This is a genomic window from Psychrobacter sp. JCM 18902 (assembly GCF_904846615.1).
GTDB lineage: Bacteria > Pseudomonadota > Gammaproteobacteria > Pseudomonadales > Moraxellaceae > Psychrobacter.
The window spans coordinates 2,673,206-2,692,299 of sequence record NZ_CAJHBK010000001.1; the positions used below are offsets into that span (position 1 = coordinate 2,673,206).

A 19,094-nucleotide genomic window follows, 5' to 3' on the forward strand; every position below is an offset into this window, starting at 1 on the left:
AACCAATTATTTCATAAAACCATTATCTGCTAAAAATGCTTCTGTAATTTGGCTTTGCGGACTTGGCGTATTCATACCACTGGTTTGCGACTTATTTAACAAACGTTCTAAATAGCGCGCGACGATATCCACTTCGATATTGACTTTATTTCCAACCAACCAATGCTTAGCGATATTAGTCACTTGTGCGGTATGCGGAATGATGTTTAAAGAGACAATATTGTCTCGTACAAGGTTGGTCGTCAGACTAATACCATCAACCGTGATAGAGCCTTTGGTCGCTGTATAGTGCGCCAGCTCTTGTGGTATCTCGATTTCGATATAGATAGAGCGCGCATCTTGTTGCAGCTTACTGACCACGCCGACGCCATCGACGTGACCCGCGACGATATGACCACCAAAACGCGTGGTTGGTAGCATCGCTTTCTCTAAATTCACTGTGTGACCAGCTTTTAAAGTTTCTAATGCGGTACGAGCGATAGTCTCACGTGAGACATCGACCGAGTAATGATTACTCCCTAGGTCTACGACGGTTAAGCAGATACCATTGGAGGCAATAGAATCTCCTAGCTTCACATCACTAAAATCCAAATCATTAGACTCTATCGTCAAACGTATATCACCGCCCGTAGGCTGCATGGACTTAACCTTTCCAACACTCTCTATAATTCCAGTAAACATATCGACCTCATTTCATTATGATGTTGTCTTTATAGACAATATATCTTGATCTATTAATATTGTGCTAGCATTTGTCTAAGCCAATTTTTTTAGTGCAATTTGAGCTTAATTGAGTCTATGACGGGATAGATTGTGGATAAGTACTGACAAATCAACTCATAACGTATTAAAACACTCTATTCCGTTAAGTTATCCACAGAAAACTAGATGTTGGCTAATATCAAGAAAGATTAACAGTAAAACCTAAATTACTGATTATATTCGATTAATATCAAATTTTTTATAAAATTCCTAGTTTCCTGTTTCATGTGAAACAAAGTTATACACAGTTTCATGTGGAACCTTGTATAACACAGGCCGCTTATCCACATTGAGTAAAAATTTAGCACAGACTGTGGATAAGCTGTTTATAAATAACAAGTTATAGCGGGAATAAAGTCAATTTAAGGTCAGGACTTAATGTTTCATGGCCATAAATATTAAAACGCAACTGCTGAGCTAGAGACAATGGGTTAAAATCGACCATCGGTCTTGCTTGCGCGCCTAACAAACAAGGCGCCTGATAGACAATCAACTCATCTACCAATTGTTGGCTTAAGAAGCCACCAGCAACACTAGCCCCTGCCTCTACCAATACGTCATAACATTGATGATCACTGACTAATTTTTTTAGTAATTCAGTTAAGTTATCTTCGCGCCAATAAATCGTATCCGGTCGACGGCATAACTGATAGTCAGACTGTAAGCTATATTCTAAGCGCTGACGCCTATCGAGTACGACAACTTTAGGAGCAGGAACTTGTTTAGGTGGCACAGCTAATTGGTTGGAACGTACATTAAGCTGTGGATTATCCGCGATAACCGTCTCACTACCGGTAATAATCGCGCCACTTTGTGCACGTAGCTTCTGCACATCTTCGCGGGCAGCCGCTGAGGTAATCCATTTCGACTCGCCAGATGCCATCGAGGTACGACCGTCAAGGCTGGTGGCAATTTTAAGTCGTACATAAGGCATCTGGGTGCGCATTGCCTTTAAAAACCCACGATTTAAAGCTTCTGCTTGCTCGGTTAATATACCGACTGTCACTTCAATCCCAGCCTGCTCTAACAGTTTTACACCGCGTCCTGCCACTTGCGGATTGGGATCGAGCCCTGCGATTACGACACGTTTCACACCAGCATTAATAAGACCCAAAGCACAAGGTGGCGTACGCCCTGTATGACTACAAGGCTCTAAAGTCACATAGGCGGTTGCATCTAAAGCTCTTGCACCCGCTTCTTTTAGCGCAAATACTTCTGCATGAGGCTGACCAGCTTTCGGATGAAACCCTTGACCGACGATCGCTTCTGCTTGCACGATGACACAGCCTACCGCTGGATTAGGTCTGGTGGTATATAAACCCTGTTTGGCTTGTTCGATCGCAAGCATCATAAAGTAGCGGTCTTGCGCATTCTGAGTATGGTTTGAGAGCGTCATAAAGAGATACACTTAATAAAAAAGTAGAGGGTAAAAACTATTTAACGTTATCGTCAGCTTTTTCATTTGGGCGAATATTGGCAATCTCTTGATGGAAAGCATCAATATCTTGAAAGTCGCGGTAAACACTAGCAAAGCGCACATAAGCAACATCATCTAACGTTTTAAGCTCACTCATGATAATCTCACCCAACACCTTGCTACTGATTTCGCGCTCACCCATCTGTCTAACACGCTTCTCAATACGGCTTATCATCGCTTCTTGTTCATCAATGGTGATAGGGCGCTTTTGTAGAGGTAATAAGATAGAACGGCGCAGTTTTTCGTTATCATAAGGCTCAATTTTACCGCTTGACTTGATGATTCTTGGCATCACCACTTCTACCATCTCAAAAGTAGTGAAACGCTCTTGGCAGCTATTGCATGAGCGGCGACGACGGACTTGCGCACCTTCTGCCGCCAGACGCGAATCAATAACTTTAGTCTCTGACGCGTTACAATACGGGCAATGCATAGCGTTTCCTTATTTCAATATTAAGCGCAAGAATCACAGTCACTATTTATAAGACCGAATGATAAGACCAAACTATAAGACCGAAATTTCTGAGAATTAACGAGCTGCATCAGGTAATTCAAAAAAATCGGCTGATTATTTTCCAATACAGAAACTACCAAAGATTTTGCCCAACAAGTCATCCGCACTAAACGCTCCCGTAATCTCACCCAAACTGTTCTGAGCTTGGCGTAAGCTTTCAGCGACTAACTCTCCTGCTTGAAAGACCGTTAACTGCTCGTGCGCCTCTGCTAAAGAGTCGGCTGTGCGTCTAAGTGCATCTATGTGACGTGTGCGAGCAATTAGGCTGTTTTCTGGTGGATGAAAACCGACCTTAGCACACAAGGCTTCGACCAGATTATCGATACCAGCACCTGTTTCACATGAAACATTAACTTGTTCATAACCACGTTCTTTTATTGCGATTTGCGAGACAGAGGGTATTTGACTGCTACTATCATCTATTAAGTCACTTAACAAATCACTCTTATTAGCAATAATCAATAAGCGTTTAGCCTCTGGCAACTCACCAAATAATTGTTCTGCAAGCTGTAACGGTGTACTTTCTTCTTCAAGATCACGAGTCACATCGTAGACCATCAGTAGCATATCAGCCTGTGTAATGGCGGTACGCGCACGTTCAATTCCAATACGCTCTACCGTGTCTTCTGTGTCACGCAGACCTGCGGTATCGGTCAAATGCAGCGTCAAACCATTGAGCACTACGGTCTCCTGTAGCGTATCACGAGTCGTACCTGCAACATCGGTAACGATAGCACGTTCTTGCCCTGCCAGACGATTCAGCAAGCTTGATTTACCCGCATTTGGTCTACCTGCTAAGACCACATGAATACCATCACGTAAAAGCTGACCTTGCTTGGCGGTCGCCAATACTTGCTGTATCTTGTCTTGCGTTTGTTCAAGTTTACTTTGTATGACGCCGTCTGATAAAAAATCCACGTCTTCTTCGTCAGGGAAATCAATTGCCGCTTCAACATGCAAACGCAGATGAATAAGCTGCTCTAATAGCTGATTAATCTTCTTTGAAAACTCACCACTTAGCGAGCGAATGGCACTACTCGCAGCGGCAGCACTGGTCGCATCAATGGCATCAGCGATAGCCTCTGCTTGTACCAAATCCAATTTATCATTATCAAAAGCACGATAAGAGAATTCCCCAGCACCCGCTTGTTTTGCGCCCAGCTCAAATACCCTTGCTAACAGTTGGTTTTGTAGAATCATGCCGCCATGCCCTTGCAGCTCAATCACATCTTCTCCTGTGAACGAATGCGGGCCTTTAAAGTACAGCACTAACCCTTCATCAATGACTGTACCATCAGCCTGATAAAAACGACAAAAACTGGCCATACGTGGCGTAAAAGCAGACTTACCCGTTAGTGTACAGGCAATGTCATAAGCACGCGCACCCGACAGACGTACAACACCAACGCCACCTCTTCCAAGCGGTGTGGCAATAGCCGCAATCGTGGCCAAACCACATGCTTTAGGTGGTTCAGGTGCTTTAGGTACGTTTGACGCCATCTCTAGGGAATCCACAATTACTCTCAATAGCTAAAAACTCCATTATAGACGGCTGGACACAGACTGACAAAGCAAACTTTAAATAGCCATGCTTTGCGCTTATTTTATTTCAAATCAGTGAGCGATAATAGAAATGTCACGCATAAAAAAACCACCGCTGTAGCGATGGTCTTTTATCAATTGATGAGCTACTTAGTCCAATACTTTAACAGTACGACGCTTTTGCTCTTCTTCGACTTTTTTATTGACAATATATTGCTGAGTCATACTGAACAAGTTGTTGACTGTCCAGTATAGTACGAGACCCGCTGGGAAAAACAGCATGAAAGCAGTAAAAATGATTGGTAAGAACTTCATCACTTTCGCTTGCATCGGATCAGCTGGCTGCGGGTTTAGCTGCTGCTGTACAAACATCGAGGCACCCATCAGCAATGGTAAAATAAACCAAGGATCCATCGCCGATAAATCTTGAATCCATAAAATCCAAGGTGCATGACGCAGCTCAACACTCTCAACCAACACCCAATATAGCGCTAAGAAGATAGGCATTTGCATCAAAATAGGCAAACAACCTGCCATTGGATTGACTTTTTCTTCTTTATAAATAGCCATCATTTCTTGCGACATCTTCATTCGATCGTCGCCATGCTCTTCTTTAAGTGCGGCTAATCTTGGCGCAATCGCACGCATCTTCGCCATCGAATAGTAGCTCTTATTCGAGAACCACATCAGAGCAATTTTAACTAAAATCGTCAATACAATGATTGACCAACCCCAGTTACCGATGACTTTATGAATACCGTCCAAGATGGCAAATAAAATTTTCGATATTGGCCATAACAACCCATAATCGACTGTTTTATTAAGGCCTACTGCCACATCTTTTAGCTCAGATTGTACTTTAGGACCAGCGTATAACGTGGCATCTAATGTCACTTGTTTATTTGGCGCGACATTGACAGGTTGACTGTTGAAACCGATGAAGTAATCATCGCCTGTTTCACGGCTAAAGAAAGTAGCGGTAAAGTTTTCAGGTATCCATGCTGATACAAAATAATGCTGTACAACACCAACCCAACCTTTATCACTACTAACAGCTAGCTCACCATCATTAAAGTCTTTAAATTTGAGCTTATTATATGGATCATCAGGGGTACCCCAAGCGCCGCCTAAGTAAGTAGCCATACTAAGCGCACCCTTATCAGACATACCTGGATCTTTACTGTCATCACGTTTCAACTGGGCAAATAGCTGACCTTGCCACGGTTGTTTAGAAGCATTTTGTATTTGATAGCTAATATCAATCGGATATTTATTTTCAGTAAAGGTAAAGGTCTTAGTAACGGTCACGCCATCTTTTTTATAAGTCAGCGGTACTGACAGCGTCTGTTGCCCTGCTTCCATGACGTAATTATTAGCAGTATGGCTGTATTTGGCACGACCTTCTGCAGTATCAATACCATTAGGACCAATAAGACCAGACTGAGCCACATACACGCGATTACTATTATTCTCTAGCAATACGAAAGGCTTATCGCTATCGAGCGTTGCGTCATACTGCTTAAGAGCAGCATAAACAATATCGCCGCCTTCTGGGTTGATCTTTATATCATAACGATCGGTAGTGACCGTGATTAATCCCGTGTCTTTAGCAGGCGTTGCCGTCACAGCATCATTAGCGACTGTATTGTTATCAACAGGCAACGTCTGTACCGGAATATCACCTGCTGCACCAGTTGTCGAAGGGATATCAGCACCTACTGAAGTAGTGGTTTCTGACACCGCATCTACAGCTGGCGCATCGGCATAATCATCTCGCCATGCCAAAATCAGCAGATAAGCGGTGATTAACATCGCAATGATGATCATCACCCGAAATATCTTTTGCATAAACCTTTCCTAGATTAAAAAATTAGGGAATGAAAAATTAGGGCATGTGTCATGACCGTACAATTATCATCATATGTGACAACAGTATTGCCAGTCATTTACATAAAATGTGCATCATTTTACTAAAAATCCGCCTTAAATGATACCAAGAGTGTGGATAACTTGTGGGTAACTAAATAGATATCCACAACTTCGCAGTCGATGACGAACGCTATGTTAGTTTCATCATATGGTTTAAGCGAGACACATAGCCTTTATTATCTCTAAAAACATATAAACCTTGAACTTTGACACTAGTAGCTAGTGCGTTAAAAGGTACATATTGATAATGATAAGAGGATAACGGTAGCGGCACAAAATCAATGCCGTGTCCACCCAAAGGATGACAACTGCTGATACGTTTTAATAATAACCAACTGCCTGCTCGGACTCCATGCCATGCCAAAGCTTGTTTACCATAATTCGAGCACGTAGGGTAATAGCGGCAACGAGCAGGTAATAGTGGGCTTATTAACTTTTGATAAAAAACAATAAAATAATAAATAATTTTATAAAGAATATTATTTAAATTAATAAATAAAAAATCCATCTTATTTTTTTCTACTTTTTTAATAATATTGATTATTTGATTTTTTTAATTCTTTGTTATCTATATCTTTTATAGATTTTTTAACAATAAAAACAATATCTTTGTTTTCTAAAGAATGAGCCTTTACACGAAAGTGCTCACGTATTTGACGCTTGATTAAATTTCGCGCGACAGCCGTAGGAACTTTACGCTTGGTAATAGCCATGCCGACTCGTGGCTTATCATGATCATTGGTACGCACAAATGCCATTAGATGGCTCTGATGAAGCTTACGCTCAGGTGCATCAAAAACCTCACGGAAGGCCGCAGGCGTGAGCAAACGCTGCTCTTTGGTGAAGCGGGCATTAGCTGCCGCTGAAACAGTATTGGACATAGCACAACCTAGTATAAGAGCGAATAACGGTAGCGGAAATAATAGCGCAGAAATAACAACAAAGTACAGAGACAAAAAAAGCGCCGATGTGGGCGCTTTTAATATATGGCTAAGTGTCAGTTGTGGTGATTGACTATCGCAATCTATAAATAATAGAAACACAACAAGCCATGCTTATCGCAATCTACTGATTATACAGTAAGACGATGACGTCCTTTAGCGCGGCGACGAGCTAAGACCTGACGGCCTTTTTTAGTTGCCATACGAGCACGGAAACCGTGAGTACGTTTACGCTTGATCACGCTTGGTTGGAATGTACGTTTCATAACTCACCTATCAAAATAATGGACTAAATTCGTAATAACGGAGGATTATACCACCGCATAGAATCTTGGTCAATGAACTAATTTAATCTATGTCGATGCAGACAGATATTTTGACAGAGGAAATATCATTTTAAATGATTCATCGTGTGTAAATTTCATATTCATAACTAAAAAATAACGACTCAGTTAATTAATTCAGTGATGGATTCCCAAAAGTTATCCACAGTTTTTGTCGAAATCTATAATAATTAACTATTAATATATATAAGTATTGTTGTTATTGGGAGCTCGATTATCTGTGGCTAAGTAAGTTTTCCTTTTTATTATCAACATATTGTACTATGGGTAAACCTGTGGATAACCTGTGGGCTAAATATGGATAACTCAACTTTTAAAGTTATGCACAAAAGTATCCACAGCCTTATCCCCAAAAAACAAGGTTTTATCCACAGGGTATTTGTGTTAGATTAGCCCCTACTTAATATATGGCTTCGTATAGTTTATCAACGTAACTCCCAATATGGTTTCCAACGGAAATAATTGCGGAAAATATTAAGGGCTACGCAACAGATCACACTGCTAAAACACAAATATTATTTCAAATTATAGGGTTAGTATTTTTCATGATAGACACAGCAAATATTTGGGATAAATGTCTAAATGACCTACGATATAACGTCAAAGACAACGTATTTACTATGTGGTTGAGACCATTGTCAGCTCATCAAGAGGCGCAAACGCTGACTATACTTGCTCCTAATGATTATTTTGTGACTTACATCAAAAAAAACCACTTGCAAGAGATACAGCAGCTGGTTGCTAAGCACAGTCAGGGAAGTATCGAAGAGGTGGTTGTGCGTGTTGATAACGCTGGCCGCGATAACGAAGACAATCGTCAATTGCAATCAGGGTCTTTGTTTGATGAAGATAAACCCTCCCCTACCCCTGCAGACCATCAGTTTGAAACCATTCATCATAACAATGCAAAAGCAGATATTGATGCCAATATGCGTCACGCAGAATTGGTTGATTCTGCTGATGCCAAGTCGTTAAGTTATCTAAACCCTGACTTTACTTTTGAAACTTTTGTCACTGGCAAATCTAACAATCTGGCTTATAAAGCCTGTTATGAGCTTGGTAAGCGCCAATCAAAAAATCGACACAATCCTTTATTTATATACGGACCTTCTGGTTTGGGAAAAACGCATTTAATGCATTCTGTAGCACATCGATATTTAAAAAATAATCAAAGTTTTTATTATTTCACTTCTGAAAAATTTATTAATCAATTGGTTTATTCATTAAGAAATAATAAAATAGAAGATTTTAGAAAGAAAATTAAAAAAGTTGATTTATTGATTGTAGATGATATTCATGTATTGGCAGGAAAAACCAAAAGTAGTAATGAGTTTTTGACACTGTTTGCAGATTTTACCAGTGGTGATAAACAACTTATTTTGGCTTCAGATCGTCATCCTTCGCAAATGACCGAATTTGATGAACGTTTTAGATCGCGATTTTCTTGGGGGCTAACTGTAGCAGTTGATCCGCCTGAGATTGATACTCGTGTGCAAATTTTGCAAAAAAAAGCAGCTTCATATGGTATGACACTGCCTAAAGAATGCGCATTATTCATCGCTCAAAACGTGGTTTCAAATGTTAGGCGTTTAGAAGGTGCTCTAAATCAAGTTTTTGCCAATGCTAACTTGACGGGTGCACAGATTACTCTTGAAATGGTGCAATATGCGCTAAAAGACATCGTCGCGATGCGTGTGCAAGCTGTGAATATGGATAATATTCGCAAAGTGGTTGCTGAGTACTATGATGTGACCATCAAAGAGATGATGGGTCGTAAACGCACGCGCAGTATTGCTAGACCGCGTCAAATAGCGATGGCATTATCGCGTGAGTTGACTGGTGATAGTTTTCCTGAGATTGGTCAATCATTCGGTGGTCGCGATCATACAACGGTGATGCATGCTTGCGATAAAGTTAATGAGCTACGAGCAGCAGATCCTGCTTTTGATAAGGATTACAAAACACTGGCATTGATGCTGCAAGCGGGTTAGCAGGTGACGGTATCACTATGTTTTAGTGGATTGATATGGTTTATAATATTAAAAATACGAGTAGACAGACAGCGAATGGATTATAGTCAATAGACAGGGTATGATTAAGCCATTATTGTTAAGTTTTATAATAAAAATCATTTAAATAAGAGTAACCAAGCATGCAATTATCGATTAATCGAGAGTCGTTACTAAAAGCCATTAATTTGATCGCCAAGGCTGCTGATAAACGGCACAATATGGTTATTTTGGGCAATATCAAGCTACAGCTATCCGAATCAATGCTTATTTTGACGGCTTCTGATTTAGAAGTAGAGCTGACATCGACGTTGAAATTGCCTGCTGGTGCTTGTATTGAAGCTGGTACCACAACTTTACCTGCAACAAAATTAAAAGACATCTGTAAATCATTGCCTGCACAAGCTCAAATTAATTTGGCTACTCAAGAAAATGAACGCTGCTTATTAACCAGTGGCAAGAGTCGCTTCACCTTAGGGACATTACCTAGCGAAGATTATCCGAGTTTGGGTAATCCCGAAAATATCACGCCATTGACCATCAGTCGCAATCGTCTTATCGATTTGATTCATAAAACGCAGTTTGCAATGGCGATTCAAGATGTTCGCTATTATCTCACTGGTATGTTGTTTGATGTGTCGCAACAGCAACTGACGACGGTTGCAACCGATGGGCACAGATTGGCTTTGGCGCGCAGCGTTATCGATGTCAGTGCTGATTTAAGTATGCAGGCTATTTTGCCCCGTAAAGCTGTCATTGAGCTTGAGCGCTTGGCCTCTGAGCTAGGAAAAATGCTTGGTGAGCAAGACAATCAAGTCACCTTGAGCTTCGGTCGTGAGTTTTTGCAAGTGAGCTTACCCTTTGGTGACGTTGATAGTGCAGGACAGGTCAATCAAAACCTGATGGTTACTTTCACTGCGCGTCTGATTGATGGAAAATTCCCTGATTATCGCCGAGTGATGCCAAGTAATACGGATAAACTGGCTTTATTCAATCAAGAAAAAATGACGGACGTACTGCGCCGTGTCGCGATTTTAAGTAATGAAAAGTCTCGCGGTGTGGTGTTTAATTTTGCCAGCGATGGCATGGTAGAAGTTCGTGCTAATAATGCAGAGCAAGATGAAGCGGTGGAGATGATACAGGCGAAGTATCAAGGTGAGCCGATGGAGCTGTCTTTTAATGCGGCTTATTTACAAGATGTGCTTGGTGTGATTCAAGGTGACTTGCAAATGCACATGAGCCAATCGAATGCTTCAGTGTTGGTTAACCAGCTGAATGATGAGTTCCATCAGTATGTCATTATGCCAATGCGTATATAGTTTCTGTATAATTTCTATATGTTTTCAATAGGCTTGAGCATAGAGGCTAAAGACACTCAGTTTGCACTTAAAAATTAAGGTAAGGTAAGCTGAGCTGAGCTGAGTGTCTTTGATTAGAATACAGTATTTTAAATTTAATATTTATTAAACTTTTGCCTATTTTTATAGGTAGCGTCAATAGGTGGCTGTCGGCATTATGATTGAACGTCTACAAATATCGAACCTACGCAACCTGACGCACGTCAATCTACATGCAACAGCTTGCAACGTCATTATCGGTGCCAATGGCAGTGGAAAAACCTCATTACTCGAAGCCATATTTCTGCTATCAAGAGGAAAAAGCTTTCGTCATCACCAGCCGAAACGCTATATCCAGCACCATCAAAATACAGCGACTGTATACGCTAGACTCAATGATAGTAGTACCTTAGCTATCCAAAAACAAGCTGACGCGACCACAATTCTACGGCTCAATCAAACCACTGTCTATAACCAAAGTATCTTAACTGAGCAGCTACCAACGCTACTGATAGATCCCTCAACGATGGATATGTTAGAGCAGGGCAGTGCTAGTCGTCGCCAGCTGTTAGATTGGTTAGTGTTTCACATGAAACAAGGCTTTCATCCACAATGGCTCGCCTATCAGCGTCTATTAAAACAGCGCAATAGTTTACTAAAAAAGACACGTCATTTGACCCAAGTGCAGCTCGCTGAACTAAAATCGTGGGATAAAGGACTTAGCAATCATGCGGCACTTATTCATCATTATCGCGAACGGATATTCGCAGAATGGCAGCCTTATTTTGCTGAAAGTATCGCGCAGTTATTGCCCGCTTATGCGGAGCAATTGAGCCTTAGCTATAATGCTGGTTATGATACGAATGTTGCGCTGGATATACAGCTTAATGAGCGCTTAGAACAGGATTTGCAACTGGGATATACTCGTATCGGTAATCACCGTGCTGATGTTCATGTGCATTGGCGTTCTAATGACTCGACAGCGTCGAATAACAATTTCTCAGATACAATAATGCATGAAGCGGACGCTAACCTCAAAGTAGCTGTGATAAAAGAGCAGGCAGCCAATGTGTTGTCGCGTGGTGAAAAAAAGCTATTAATCACAGCACTGCGTTTATCGCAACTGCCATTACTGCTAAATACCCAAAAGACTAATGATCTATCAAATAATAGCGCTCATGCTCAGGTGACACCAGTGGTATTGCTAGATGATATTACTGCAGAGCTTGATGATAGGGCGATAGATATTCTATTGTCGACGTTAGCGCAGCTGCCATGTCAGGTATTTATGACCAGCTTAACCGATGATATTTTGCCTTTAGTGCATGAATATTGGTCGAAACCCAATACGTTTCATGTGAAACAAGGTCAAATCTTGAGTCCTTAATTATCTCCTTTATGTTATTTCCTTTCTCCATGGTCTTTCATATCGATACTTATCTACCTGTCGTTTCGTAACGATATAGGCTATCTTTGCGAGCTGGTTTTATAGGCATAAAACGCTCAGTAAACAGTGACTTAGAGGCAAAAAAATGCTAAAATGGGGCTTTATTTTTGTCCTGTTCTCAGCAAGTTGTTTGATGACGTTATATAGGTGTTTTCCAATGCCTGTAAATTTCTAAGTATTTGATAAATAGATGTTTTATTTGCTCTCTTGGTTTTTATAATGTTTAAAAAAAGAAGCCGATGTTAGAGGAAAAAAGCGCGGACTTGAAATTATTTTTAAGTCGCTATCAACACTCAAGAGTTTTTAGCTAATCGTGTTTTAGCTGGTAATGCTTATCAAAGGTTTTGACTATAAAAATTAAGTCTAAAATAACGTTATGAGGCGTCATCGTAGTGGTGCGCTAATAATAAACGGCTGATTATGGCTAGATTAAGGAATGCACATGAGTGATTCATTACCTACCGACCACGAGCAACTGACGTCAGACAGCATTGCTGAAACTACGGCACCAGCGGTGGTTCCTGAAAGTTTACCTTCTGATTATAGCTCCAAAGATATTCGTGTATTGCGCGGGTTAGAAGCGGTACGCGTACGCCCTGGTATGTACATCGGTGATACTGATGATGGTACAGGCTTACATCATATGGTCTTTGAGGTGGTGGATAACTCTATCGATGAGGCTCTGGCGGGTCATTGTGATCAAATCGATATCATTATCCACGAAGACGAATCTGTGAGCGTCATGGATAATGGTCGCGGCGTGCCTGTCGATATCCATCCAGAAGAGGGTGTATCTGCGGCGCAGGTCATTATGACTGTCTTGCATGCAGGCGGTAAGTTCGATGATAACAGCTATAAAGTATCAGGCGGCTTACATGGTGTTGGTGTCTCGGTCGTTAACGCCCTATCGAAAAAGCTTGAAATGAATATCTGGCGTGAAGGCTATCACTATCATCAAACCTATACCGATGGGGTGCCTGATGCAGACATTCAGCAAATGGAGCCAACCGACAAAACTGGTACGCAAATTCGCTTTTATCCAAGTAGCGATGTGTTTACTGGCACCATTTTTGAGTACGATATTTTAGCGAAGCGTTTGCGTGAGCTATCATTTTTGAACTCGGGCGTACGTATTGTTTTAACGGATGAGCGTATTGATAAGCGTCATGAGTTTGAACACAAAGGCGGCTTGTCAGAGTTTGTCAGCTACATTAATGCCGGTAAAGATGGCATCAATGAAGTCTTTCATTTTGTGAGTGAGCAAGATGACGGTATCAGCGTCGAAGTGGCATTACAGTGGACAGATACTTATAACGAAAAAGTGTTTTGTTTCACCAACAACATTCCACAGCGCGATGGCGGCACGCATCTATCTGGCTTTCGTTCAGCGTTGACGCGTTGTTTGAATACCTATATGGATCGCGAGAATCTCTTTAAGAAAGAGAAGGTCGTTGCTACTGGTGATGATGCGCGTGAAGGTCTAACCGCTATCGTATCCGTTAAAGTTCCAGATCCTAAGTTTTCGAGTCAAACCAAAGATAAACTGGTATCAAGTGAAGTGAAATCAGCGGTCGAATCAGCAATGCATGATAAGTTTAATGATTATCTGCAAGAGAATCCAAGCGCTGGTAAGGCTATTGCTGGCAAAATAATTGATGCCGCTCGTGCGCGTGATGCCGCTCGTAAAGCCCGTGAGATGACGCGTCGCAAGACCACGTTAGATATCGCTGGTTTGCCTGGTAAGTTAGCAGATTGCCAAGAAAAAGATCCGGCATTGTCAGAGCTTTACATTGTGGAGGGTGACTCTGCAGGTGGTTCAGCAAAGCAGGGCCGTAGCCGCAAAACTCAAGCGATCTTGCCATTGAAAGGTAAAATCCTAAACGTAGAGCGCGCACGTTTTGACAAAATGCTATCTTCTGCTGAAGTCGGTAACTTGATTACTGCGCTTGGCTGCGGCATTGGTCCAGACGAATATAATCCGGATAAAGTACGCTATCATAAAATCATCATCATGACCGATGCGGACGTTGATGGGTCACATATTCGTACCCTGTTGCTGACTTTCTTCTTCCGTCAAACACCTGAGCTGATCGAGCGTGGTTATATTTATATCGCCCAACCACCGCTTTATAAAGTGAAAAAAGGTCGTCAAGAGCTATACCTAAAAGACGACGAAGCACTTAAAGCGTATTTATTGTCTTCAACGATTGATAATACTAAGCTGCATATCAGTGCGGATGCGCCTGCGATTACTGGTCAAGCGCTAGAGACGCTACTGAATGATTATAACCAAACGCAGCTGATCAAAGCCCGTTTGCAGATTCGTTTCCCAGCGGTGATTTTGGATGCTTTAACGCATACACCAAAGCTTAGCACCGATATGACTTATGATTTGCCTGCGATGCAAGCTTGGAAAGAGGCGATGCAATCTCAGCTTGAGCACTTCGGTAGTGACTTGAGTCCGGAGATTGAACTGGTCAATATCCATGCGCCGCAACCAAAAAATATGGATGCTGCTGCTGCTGATTTATTGGGTATGAAGCCTGTCATTGAAGTTGAAGGCGGGGAAAATGTTGACTCTGAAGCTCCAGTAGCAAAAGCACAATGGTTGCCACGCGTCACGGTGTATGTGCACCAGTTAGCCCATCATTATCTGCTAGATGCTAGCTTTATCAATTCGGGCGAGTACAGTAAGTTGCTGCGTTTGTCTGCTGAATGGAATACCTTGCTTGCAGAGGATGCCTTTATCCGCCGTGAAGCAACGACTGGTACGACCAAAGATATCCCTGTACGTGACTTTGATTACCTCTGGCAGCAGATGATGCTTGATGCGCGTCGTGGTCTAGCAATTCAGCGCTATAAAGGGCTGGGTGAAATGAACGCAGATCAGCTCTGGGATACCACGATGGATCCTGAAAACCGTCGTATGCTACGCGTGACGATTGAAGATGCGATTGCGGCGGATCATATGTTTACTTGCTTGATGGGTGATCATGTTGAACCGCGTCGTATTTTCATTGAAGAGAATGCATTGACGGTGTCTAATTTAGACATCTAGGTTGGGCCTCTAAGTTGGACATAAAGAGTTGCGAAATCATTGTTAATTAATTAAAAAACCACCGCTTTGGCAATCAAGGCGGTGGTTTTTTAATGTTAGAATTGTTTCACGTGAAACTTAGTTTACGAATTGCTTTAGATAATGGATATAGAAATGATTGAAGTTTTTTTACTTGCGATAGCCTTGGCGATGGATGCATTTGCGGTATCAATTGGGTTAGGGGCTAAGTCGCAAAAGAAATCATCTGCTTATGTGCTGCGTTTAGCCGTTTATGCAGCACTATACTTTGGTATTGCGCAAGGTGTGATGCCGCTGATAGGTTATCTATTGGGTGCAGTATTATTAGGCTGGTTGGCGACTGCTGCACCGTGGATTGGTGGTGGGATTCTTATTGTGCTTGGCGCTAAGATGTTATATGAAGCGTTTAATGGTGAGGTTGAAGCGGTATTAGCAGACAGTTTCGATGAAACTATACAAGAAAAAATCAATCATCGTATGATGTTTACATTGGCTATTGCCACCAGTATTGATGCGATGGCAGCAGGCTTTACGCTTAATTTGTTGGCACTTAATGCATGGTTAGCCTGTTTAATCATCGCTATTGTCACCGCTGTATTTGGCTTTTTCGGTATCTACTTAGGTAAGTCTTCAGGAACGTGGATCGAGGATAAAGCTGAGATACTTGGTGGATTAGTATTGATAGCCATTGGTATAAAGGTGATGTTTATCCGTTAATAAGCATCATTATTTGAATTGATTCTCTACAATGAAAAGCACCCCTTTGATGATCAAAGGGGTGCTTTTTATTGTAGAGAATTTGTTTCACGTGAAACTATAACTATTTTATATTAACTACTATCTATTCTTCGTCAGTATCAAAACGCCATGCAAGTATACGCGTACTTTTTTGACCTTGGCTCATCTCAATGATGCGCATTTGGGCAACACCAAGTTGTTTTAACAGCAATTGCATTGGTTTCACGTTTTCTGATTTTGAGACTAAACTTGTGAACCAGCCAACATGCTCAGCGAAATCTTGACTCTCTTTTGCCATCTTGGTTAAAAAGGCAATCTCACCACCCTCAGACCATAGCTCTTTATGCTGACCACCAAAGTTTAGGTTTTGCGCGGCATTGCCAGATTTGGTTGAGCTGCGGCTAATTTGTGCGTTCTCATTCTTACCGCGATGTCGTTGTAAATTATGCTGCTTACGGCTATTGGCTTCCATCGCTTCTTCTAATGAGGCATGAAACGGCGGGTTGCAAACCACCACATCAAAGTAATCTTGGCGACCGATGATATTTTTAAAAATAAATTTAGGTTCGGTCTGTAGTTTGACTTTAACGGCACTCTTGAGCTTTGGATTGGTCTCACAAATCAGCGCGGCGGTATTGACCGAAATAGGATCAATGTCTGAGGCAGTAAAGCGCCAGCCATAGCTTTGGCTGCCAATAATCGGATAAATCGCGCTGGCACCAGCACCGATATCGAGGGCGTGGATTTCTTTACCAGTCGGTGGCGTATTGTCTTTATTAACATGCGTCGTCTGCGCGAGTAAATCGGCAATATAGTGAATATAATCGGCACGTCCCGGAATCGGTGGACATAAATAGCCTTCCGGAATATCCCAAAATTTCACACCATAATAATGAGCCAGTAGCGCTTGATTCAGTACGCGCACGGCGGCACTGTCTGAGAAGTTAATCGTCGACTCGCCTTTCGGGTTGGTAATGGTGTGCTTAGCAAGCTCAGGCAAAGCGCGAGTCAATACTTCAAAGTCATAACGACCTTGGTGCGGATTGCGCGGATGTAGCTGCCCTAATTTTTTGGCAGTTTCAGGCGATCTGTTTCGGTGGTTATTGGCGGTCGGGCGACGGTTCATAGGCTTACTGGTCATAGTCTCAGGCTTTGATGTTTGAATATAATGCACCATTTTAGCAGATTTCACGAGTCACTAGCGTCTTATCGGCTACGTAAAATCAGATTTAATCCCAATATTATCATCGCTGTACCCAATACGCGGTCGATCCAATGTTCAAAACGCTGAAAGCGACGATGAATGGCAGGAATAGACAGTAACATCACCACGGTACTAAACCATGCCATCTGCAAGACCATCATCCATACGCCATAAATAGCCAATTGCCACAGCGGTATATCGGGTGATAAAACGAGGGTAAATATCGCCACGAAATAGACGGGCGCTTTGGGATTAAACACATTGCAAAAAAATCCACGGCGTAGAATGGAAGCGGTTGAGTCTGTATCAGTAGGCGGTTTTTTATTAGAAATGGCTTTATCAGAAAGCTCGGTATCATTGGTAGAAGTCGTTTGCTTAATAAGCATATCTGGTGAAACGTGAACACCTGAATCTATCAGCTCTACTGGATTTGCTAATTCTGATGTTTTTTTCGGTTTGGCTTGAATACCTTGCCATCCTAGATAAATAAGATAACTACCGCCCAACCATTTAATAGCAGTGAGTAATGGCTGCGAATGGGCGATGAGCGTTGCCAGTCCTAGCACCGAATAGATAATGTGTACGGCAAGACCTAAGGTAATGCCAAGACTACAAATCAAACCCGTACGTCGCCCTTTTGCCAAGGTTTGCTGTGAGACTAATACAAAATCAGGACCCGGGGAGGCGGCAGCGAGTAGATGGACGCTGGTGATAAGCAAAAAACCGTGCCAAAATTCCATAAAATGCTCTGAGTCATGTCTTGAGTTGGATAATAGTTGCACATTAGCGTAAATGAGGTCAACTGATATTGATATCAGCTATTGATACTCATGCTAAAACGATGCTTGCGTTGCACGTAGCGTATGTCTATATTGAAAGTAAGTTACATGATTTTTAGCAGTATTAATTAGCCATAAGACAAACCATAAAATGATTGCTCTAATAAGGATAAAAACATGACTAAGGAAAATAATAATAGTAGTTCTACTAGCAATGACACTCGCATTACCTATGACGTCCAAGATTACATCTGCTTGATCGGGCTCAATCGCGCGGATAAACGCAATGCCTTTGATAGCCATATGATTAAGCAATTGTCTGAGGCACTCACTAATTATGAAAACGATGTCAATCTTCGCTGTGCGCTGATATTCGCTCACGGTGAGCACTTCACCGCAGGGCTTGATTTAATGGAGCTACAAGATAAATGGGACAAAGGCGCGTTTGAGTTCGCTGCCGACGAAATCGATCCATGGGGAATCGGTGGCAAACTGCGCACTAAACCAGTCGTCGTCGCAGTACAAGGCACTTGCTTTACCGCTGGGATTGAGTTGATGCTCAATAGTGATGTCGTTATCGCTAGTGACAACTGCAACTTTGCACAAATGGAAGTCCAGCGCGGCATCATGCCGTTTGGTGGTGCGACCGTGCGCTTCGTCGCGGCAGCAGGCTGGCAAAAAGCCATGCCGTATCTATTAACCGGTAAAGCATTCGATGCGCAAACTGCTGACAGGCTAAATCTGGTTAGTGAAGTCGTGCCAAATGGGGAAGAATACGAGCGCGCGCTAACTATCGCCCAAGAGATTTGCAACGCTGCACCGCTTGGCGTGCAAGGATTACTGTCTTCAGCACAAGATGCCAGCCGTAATGGTGCAAAAACAGCCTTAGCCAATATTCATAGTTATTTGCCGCATTTATTTCATTCAGAAGATGCGAAAGAGGGCGCGATGGCGATGGTTGAGAGAAGGGGAGCTGAGTTTAAGGGGAGGTAGTA

Annotated in this window: 16 protein-coding genes; 6 read left to right on the forward strand and 10 right to left on the reverse strand. The window is 42.1% G+C overall.

The window, feature by feature from the left end:
- Positions 1–6: 6 nt before the first annotated feature.
- The 8 genes from JMY05_RS11060 to rpmH form a co-directional block, all read right to left on the reverse strand.
- A complete protein-coding gene (locus tag JMY05_RS11060; RefSeq protein WP_201615101.1) occupies positions 7–681 on the reverse strand; it encodes a riboflavin synthase in 675 nt (224 codons plus the stop codon).
- A 421-nt stretch (positions 682–1,102) separates the two neighbouring features.
- The gene (ribD, locus tag JMY05_RS11065; protein ID WP_201615102.1) at positions 1,103–2,158 is read right to left on the reverse strand and encodes a bifunctional diaminohydroxyphosphoribosylaminopyrimidine deaminase/5-amino-6-(5-phosphoribosylamino)uracil reductase RibD; all 1,056 of its coding nucleotides are present in this window, start codon (positions 2,156–2,158) and stop codon (positions 1,103–1,105) included.
- Between the two features lie 37 nt (positions 2,159–2,195).
- Positions 2,196–2,672 (reverse strand): transcriptional regulator NrdR, encoded by a 477-nt coding sequence (gene nrdR / locus JMY05_RS11070; RefSeq protein WP_045442876.1) that lies wholly within the window; start codon positions 2,670–2,672, stop codon positions 2,196–2,198.
- A gap of 135 nt (positions 2,673–2,807) precedes the next feature.
- Complete coding sequence (mnmE, locus tag JMY05_RS11075; RefSeq protein ID WP_045442879.1) at positions 2,808–4,253, reverse strand: tRNA uridine-5-carboxymethylaminomethyl(34) synthesis GTPase MnmE; 1,446 nt, start codon at positions 4,251–4,253, stop codon at positions 2,808–2,810.
- 192 nt (positions 4,254–4,445) lie between these two features.
- A complete protein-coding gene (gene yidC, locus JMY05_RS11080) occupies positions 4,446–6,143 on the reverse strand; it encodes a membrane protein insertase YidC (protein ID WP_201615104.1) in 1,698 nt (565 codons plus the stop codon).
- 211 nt (positions 6,144–6,354) lie between these two features.
- On the reverse strand, positions 6,355–6,732 hold the full coding sequence (gene yidD, locus JMY05_RS11085) for a membrane protein insertion efficiency factor YidD (protein ID WP_198330204.1): 378 nt from the start codon (positions 6,730–6,732) through the stop codon (positions 6,355–6,357).
- Positions 6,733–6,751: 19 nt separating this feature from the next.
- Positions 6,752–7,105, reverse strand: a complete 354-nt coding sequence (gene rnpA / locus JMY05_RS11090; protein ID WP_201615106.1) for a ribonuclease P protein component — start codon at positions 7,103–7,105, stop codon at positions 6,752–6,754.
- Between the two features lie 191 nt (positions 7,106–7,296).
- Positions 7,297–7,431 (reverse strand): 50S ribosomal protein L34, encoded by a 135-nt coding sequence (gene rpmH, locus JMY05_RS11095; RefSeq protein WP_007394757.1) that lies wholly within the window; start codon positions 7,429–7,431, stop codon positions 7,297–7,299.
- Between the two features lie 623 nt (positions 7,432–8,054).
- Between rpmH and dnaA the strand changes: the two genes are divergently transcribed.
- The 5 genes from dnaA (at position 8,055) to JMY05_RS11120 (ending at position 16,095) form a co-directional block, all read left to right on the forward strand.
- Positions 8,055–9,500 carry a chromosomal replication initiator protein DnaA gene (gene dnaA, locus JMY05_RS11100; RefSeq protein ID WP_201615108.1) on the forward strand — a complete coding sequence of 482 codons (1,446 nt, stop codon included), beginning with the start codon at positions 8,055–8,057 and terminating at the stop codon, positions 9,498–9,500.
- Positions 9,501–9,661: 161 nt separating this feature from the next.
- Entirely contained in the window at positions 9,662–10,837 is a 1,176-nt protein-coding gene (gene dnaN, locus JMY05_RS11105; protein ID WP_087814943.1) for a DNA polymerase III subunit beta, read from the forward strand.
- Positions 10,838–11,033: 196 nt separating this feature from the next.
- Complete coding sequence (gene recF, locus JMY05_RS11110) at positions 11,034–12,242, forward strand: DNA replication/repair protein RecF (protein WP_045443710.1); 1,209 nt, start codon at positions 11,034–11,036, stop codon at positions 12,240–12,242.
- 502 nt (positions 12,243–12,744) lie between these two features.
- The gene (gene gyrB / locus JMY05_RS11115) at positions 12,745–15,360 is read left to right on the forward strand and encodes a DNA topoisomerase (ATP-hydrolyzing) subunit B (protein WP_201615110.1); all 2,616 of its coding nucleotides are present in this window, start codon (positions 12,745–12,747) and stop codon (positions 15,358–15,360) included.
- Between the two features lie 153 nt (positions 15,361–15,513).
- Positions 15,514–16,095 (forward strand): manganese efflux pump MntP family protein, encoded by a 582-nt coding sequence (locus tag JMY05_RS11120; RefSeq protein ID WP_045442887.1) that lies wholly within the window; start codon positions 15,514–15,516, stop codon positions 16,093–16,095.
- Positions 16,096–16,219: 124 nt separating this feature from the next.
- On the opposite strand, the gene rlmF is transcribed toward JMY05_RS11120, so the two are convergent.
- Both rlmF and JMY05_RS11130 read right to left on the reverse strand, forming a co-directional pair.
- Entirely contained in the window at positions 16,220–17,257 is a 1,038-nt protein-coding gene (gene rlmF, locus JMY05_RS11125; protein ID WP_201615112.1) for a 23S rRNA (adenine(1618)-N(6))-methyltransferase RlmF, read from the reverse strand.
- A gap of 65 nt (positions 17,258–17,322) precedes the next feature.
- The gene (locus JMY05_RS11130; RefSeq protein WP_045442893.1) at positions 17,323–18,060 is read right to left on the reverse strand and encodes a LysE family translocator; all 738 of its coding nucleotides are present in this window, start codon (positions 18,058–18,060) and stop codon (positions 17,323–17,325) included.
- Between the two features lie 216 nt (positions 18,061–18,276).
- Here JMY05_RS11130 and JMY05_RS11135 point away from each other — a divergent pair, with 216 nt between their 5' ends.
- Complete coding sequence (locus tag JMY05_RS11135) at positions 18,277–19,092, forward strand: crotonase/enoyl-CoA hydratase family protein (protein ID WP_201615114.1); 816 nt, start codon at positions 18,277–18,279, stop codon at positions 19,090–19,092.
- The last annotated feature ends 2 nt before the right edge of the window (positions 19,093–19,094 follow it).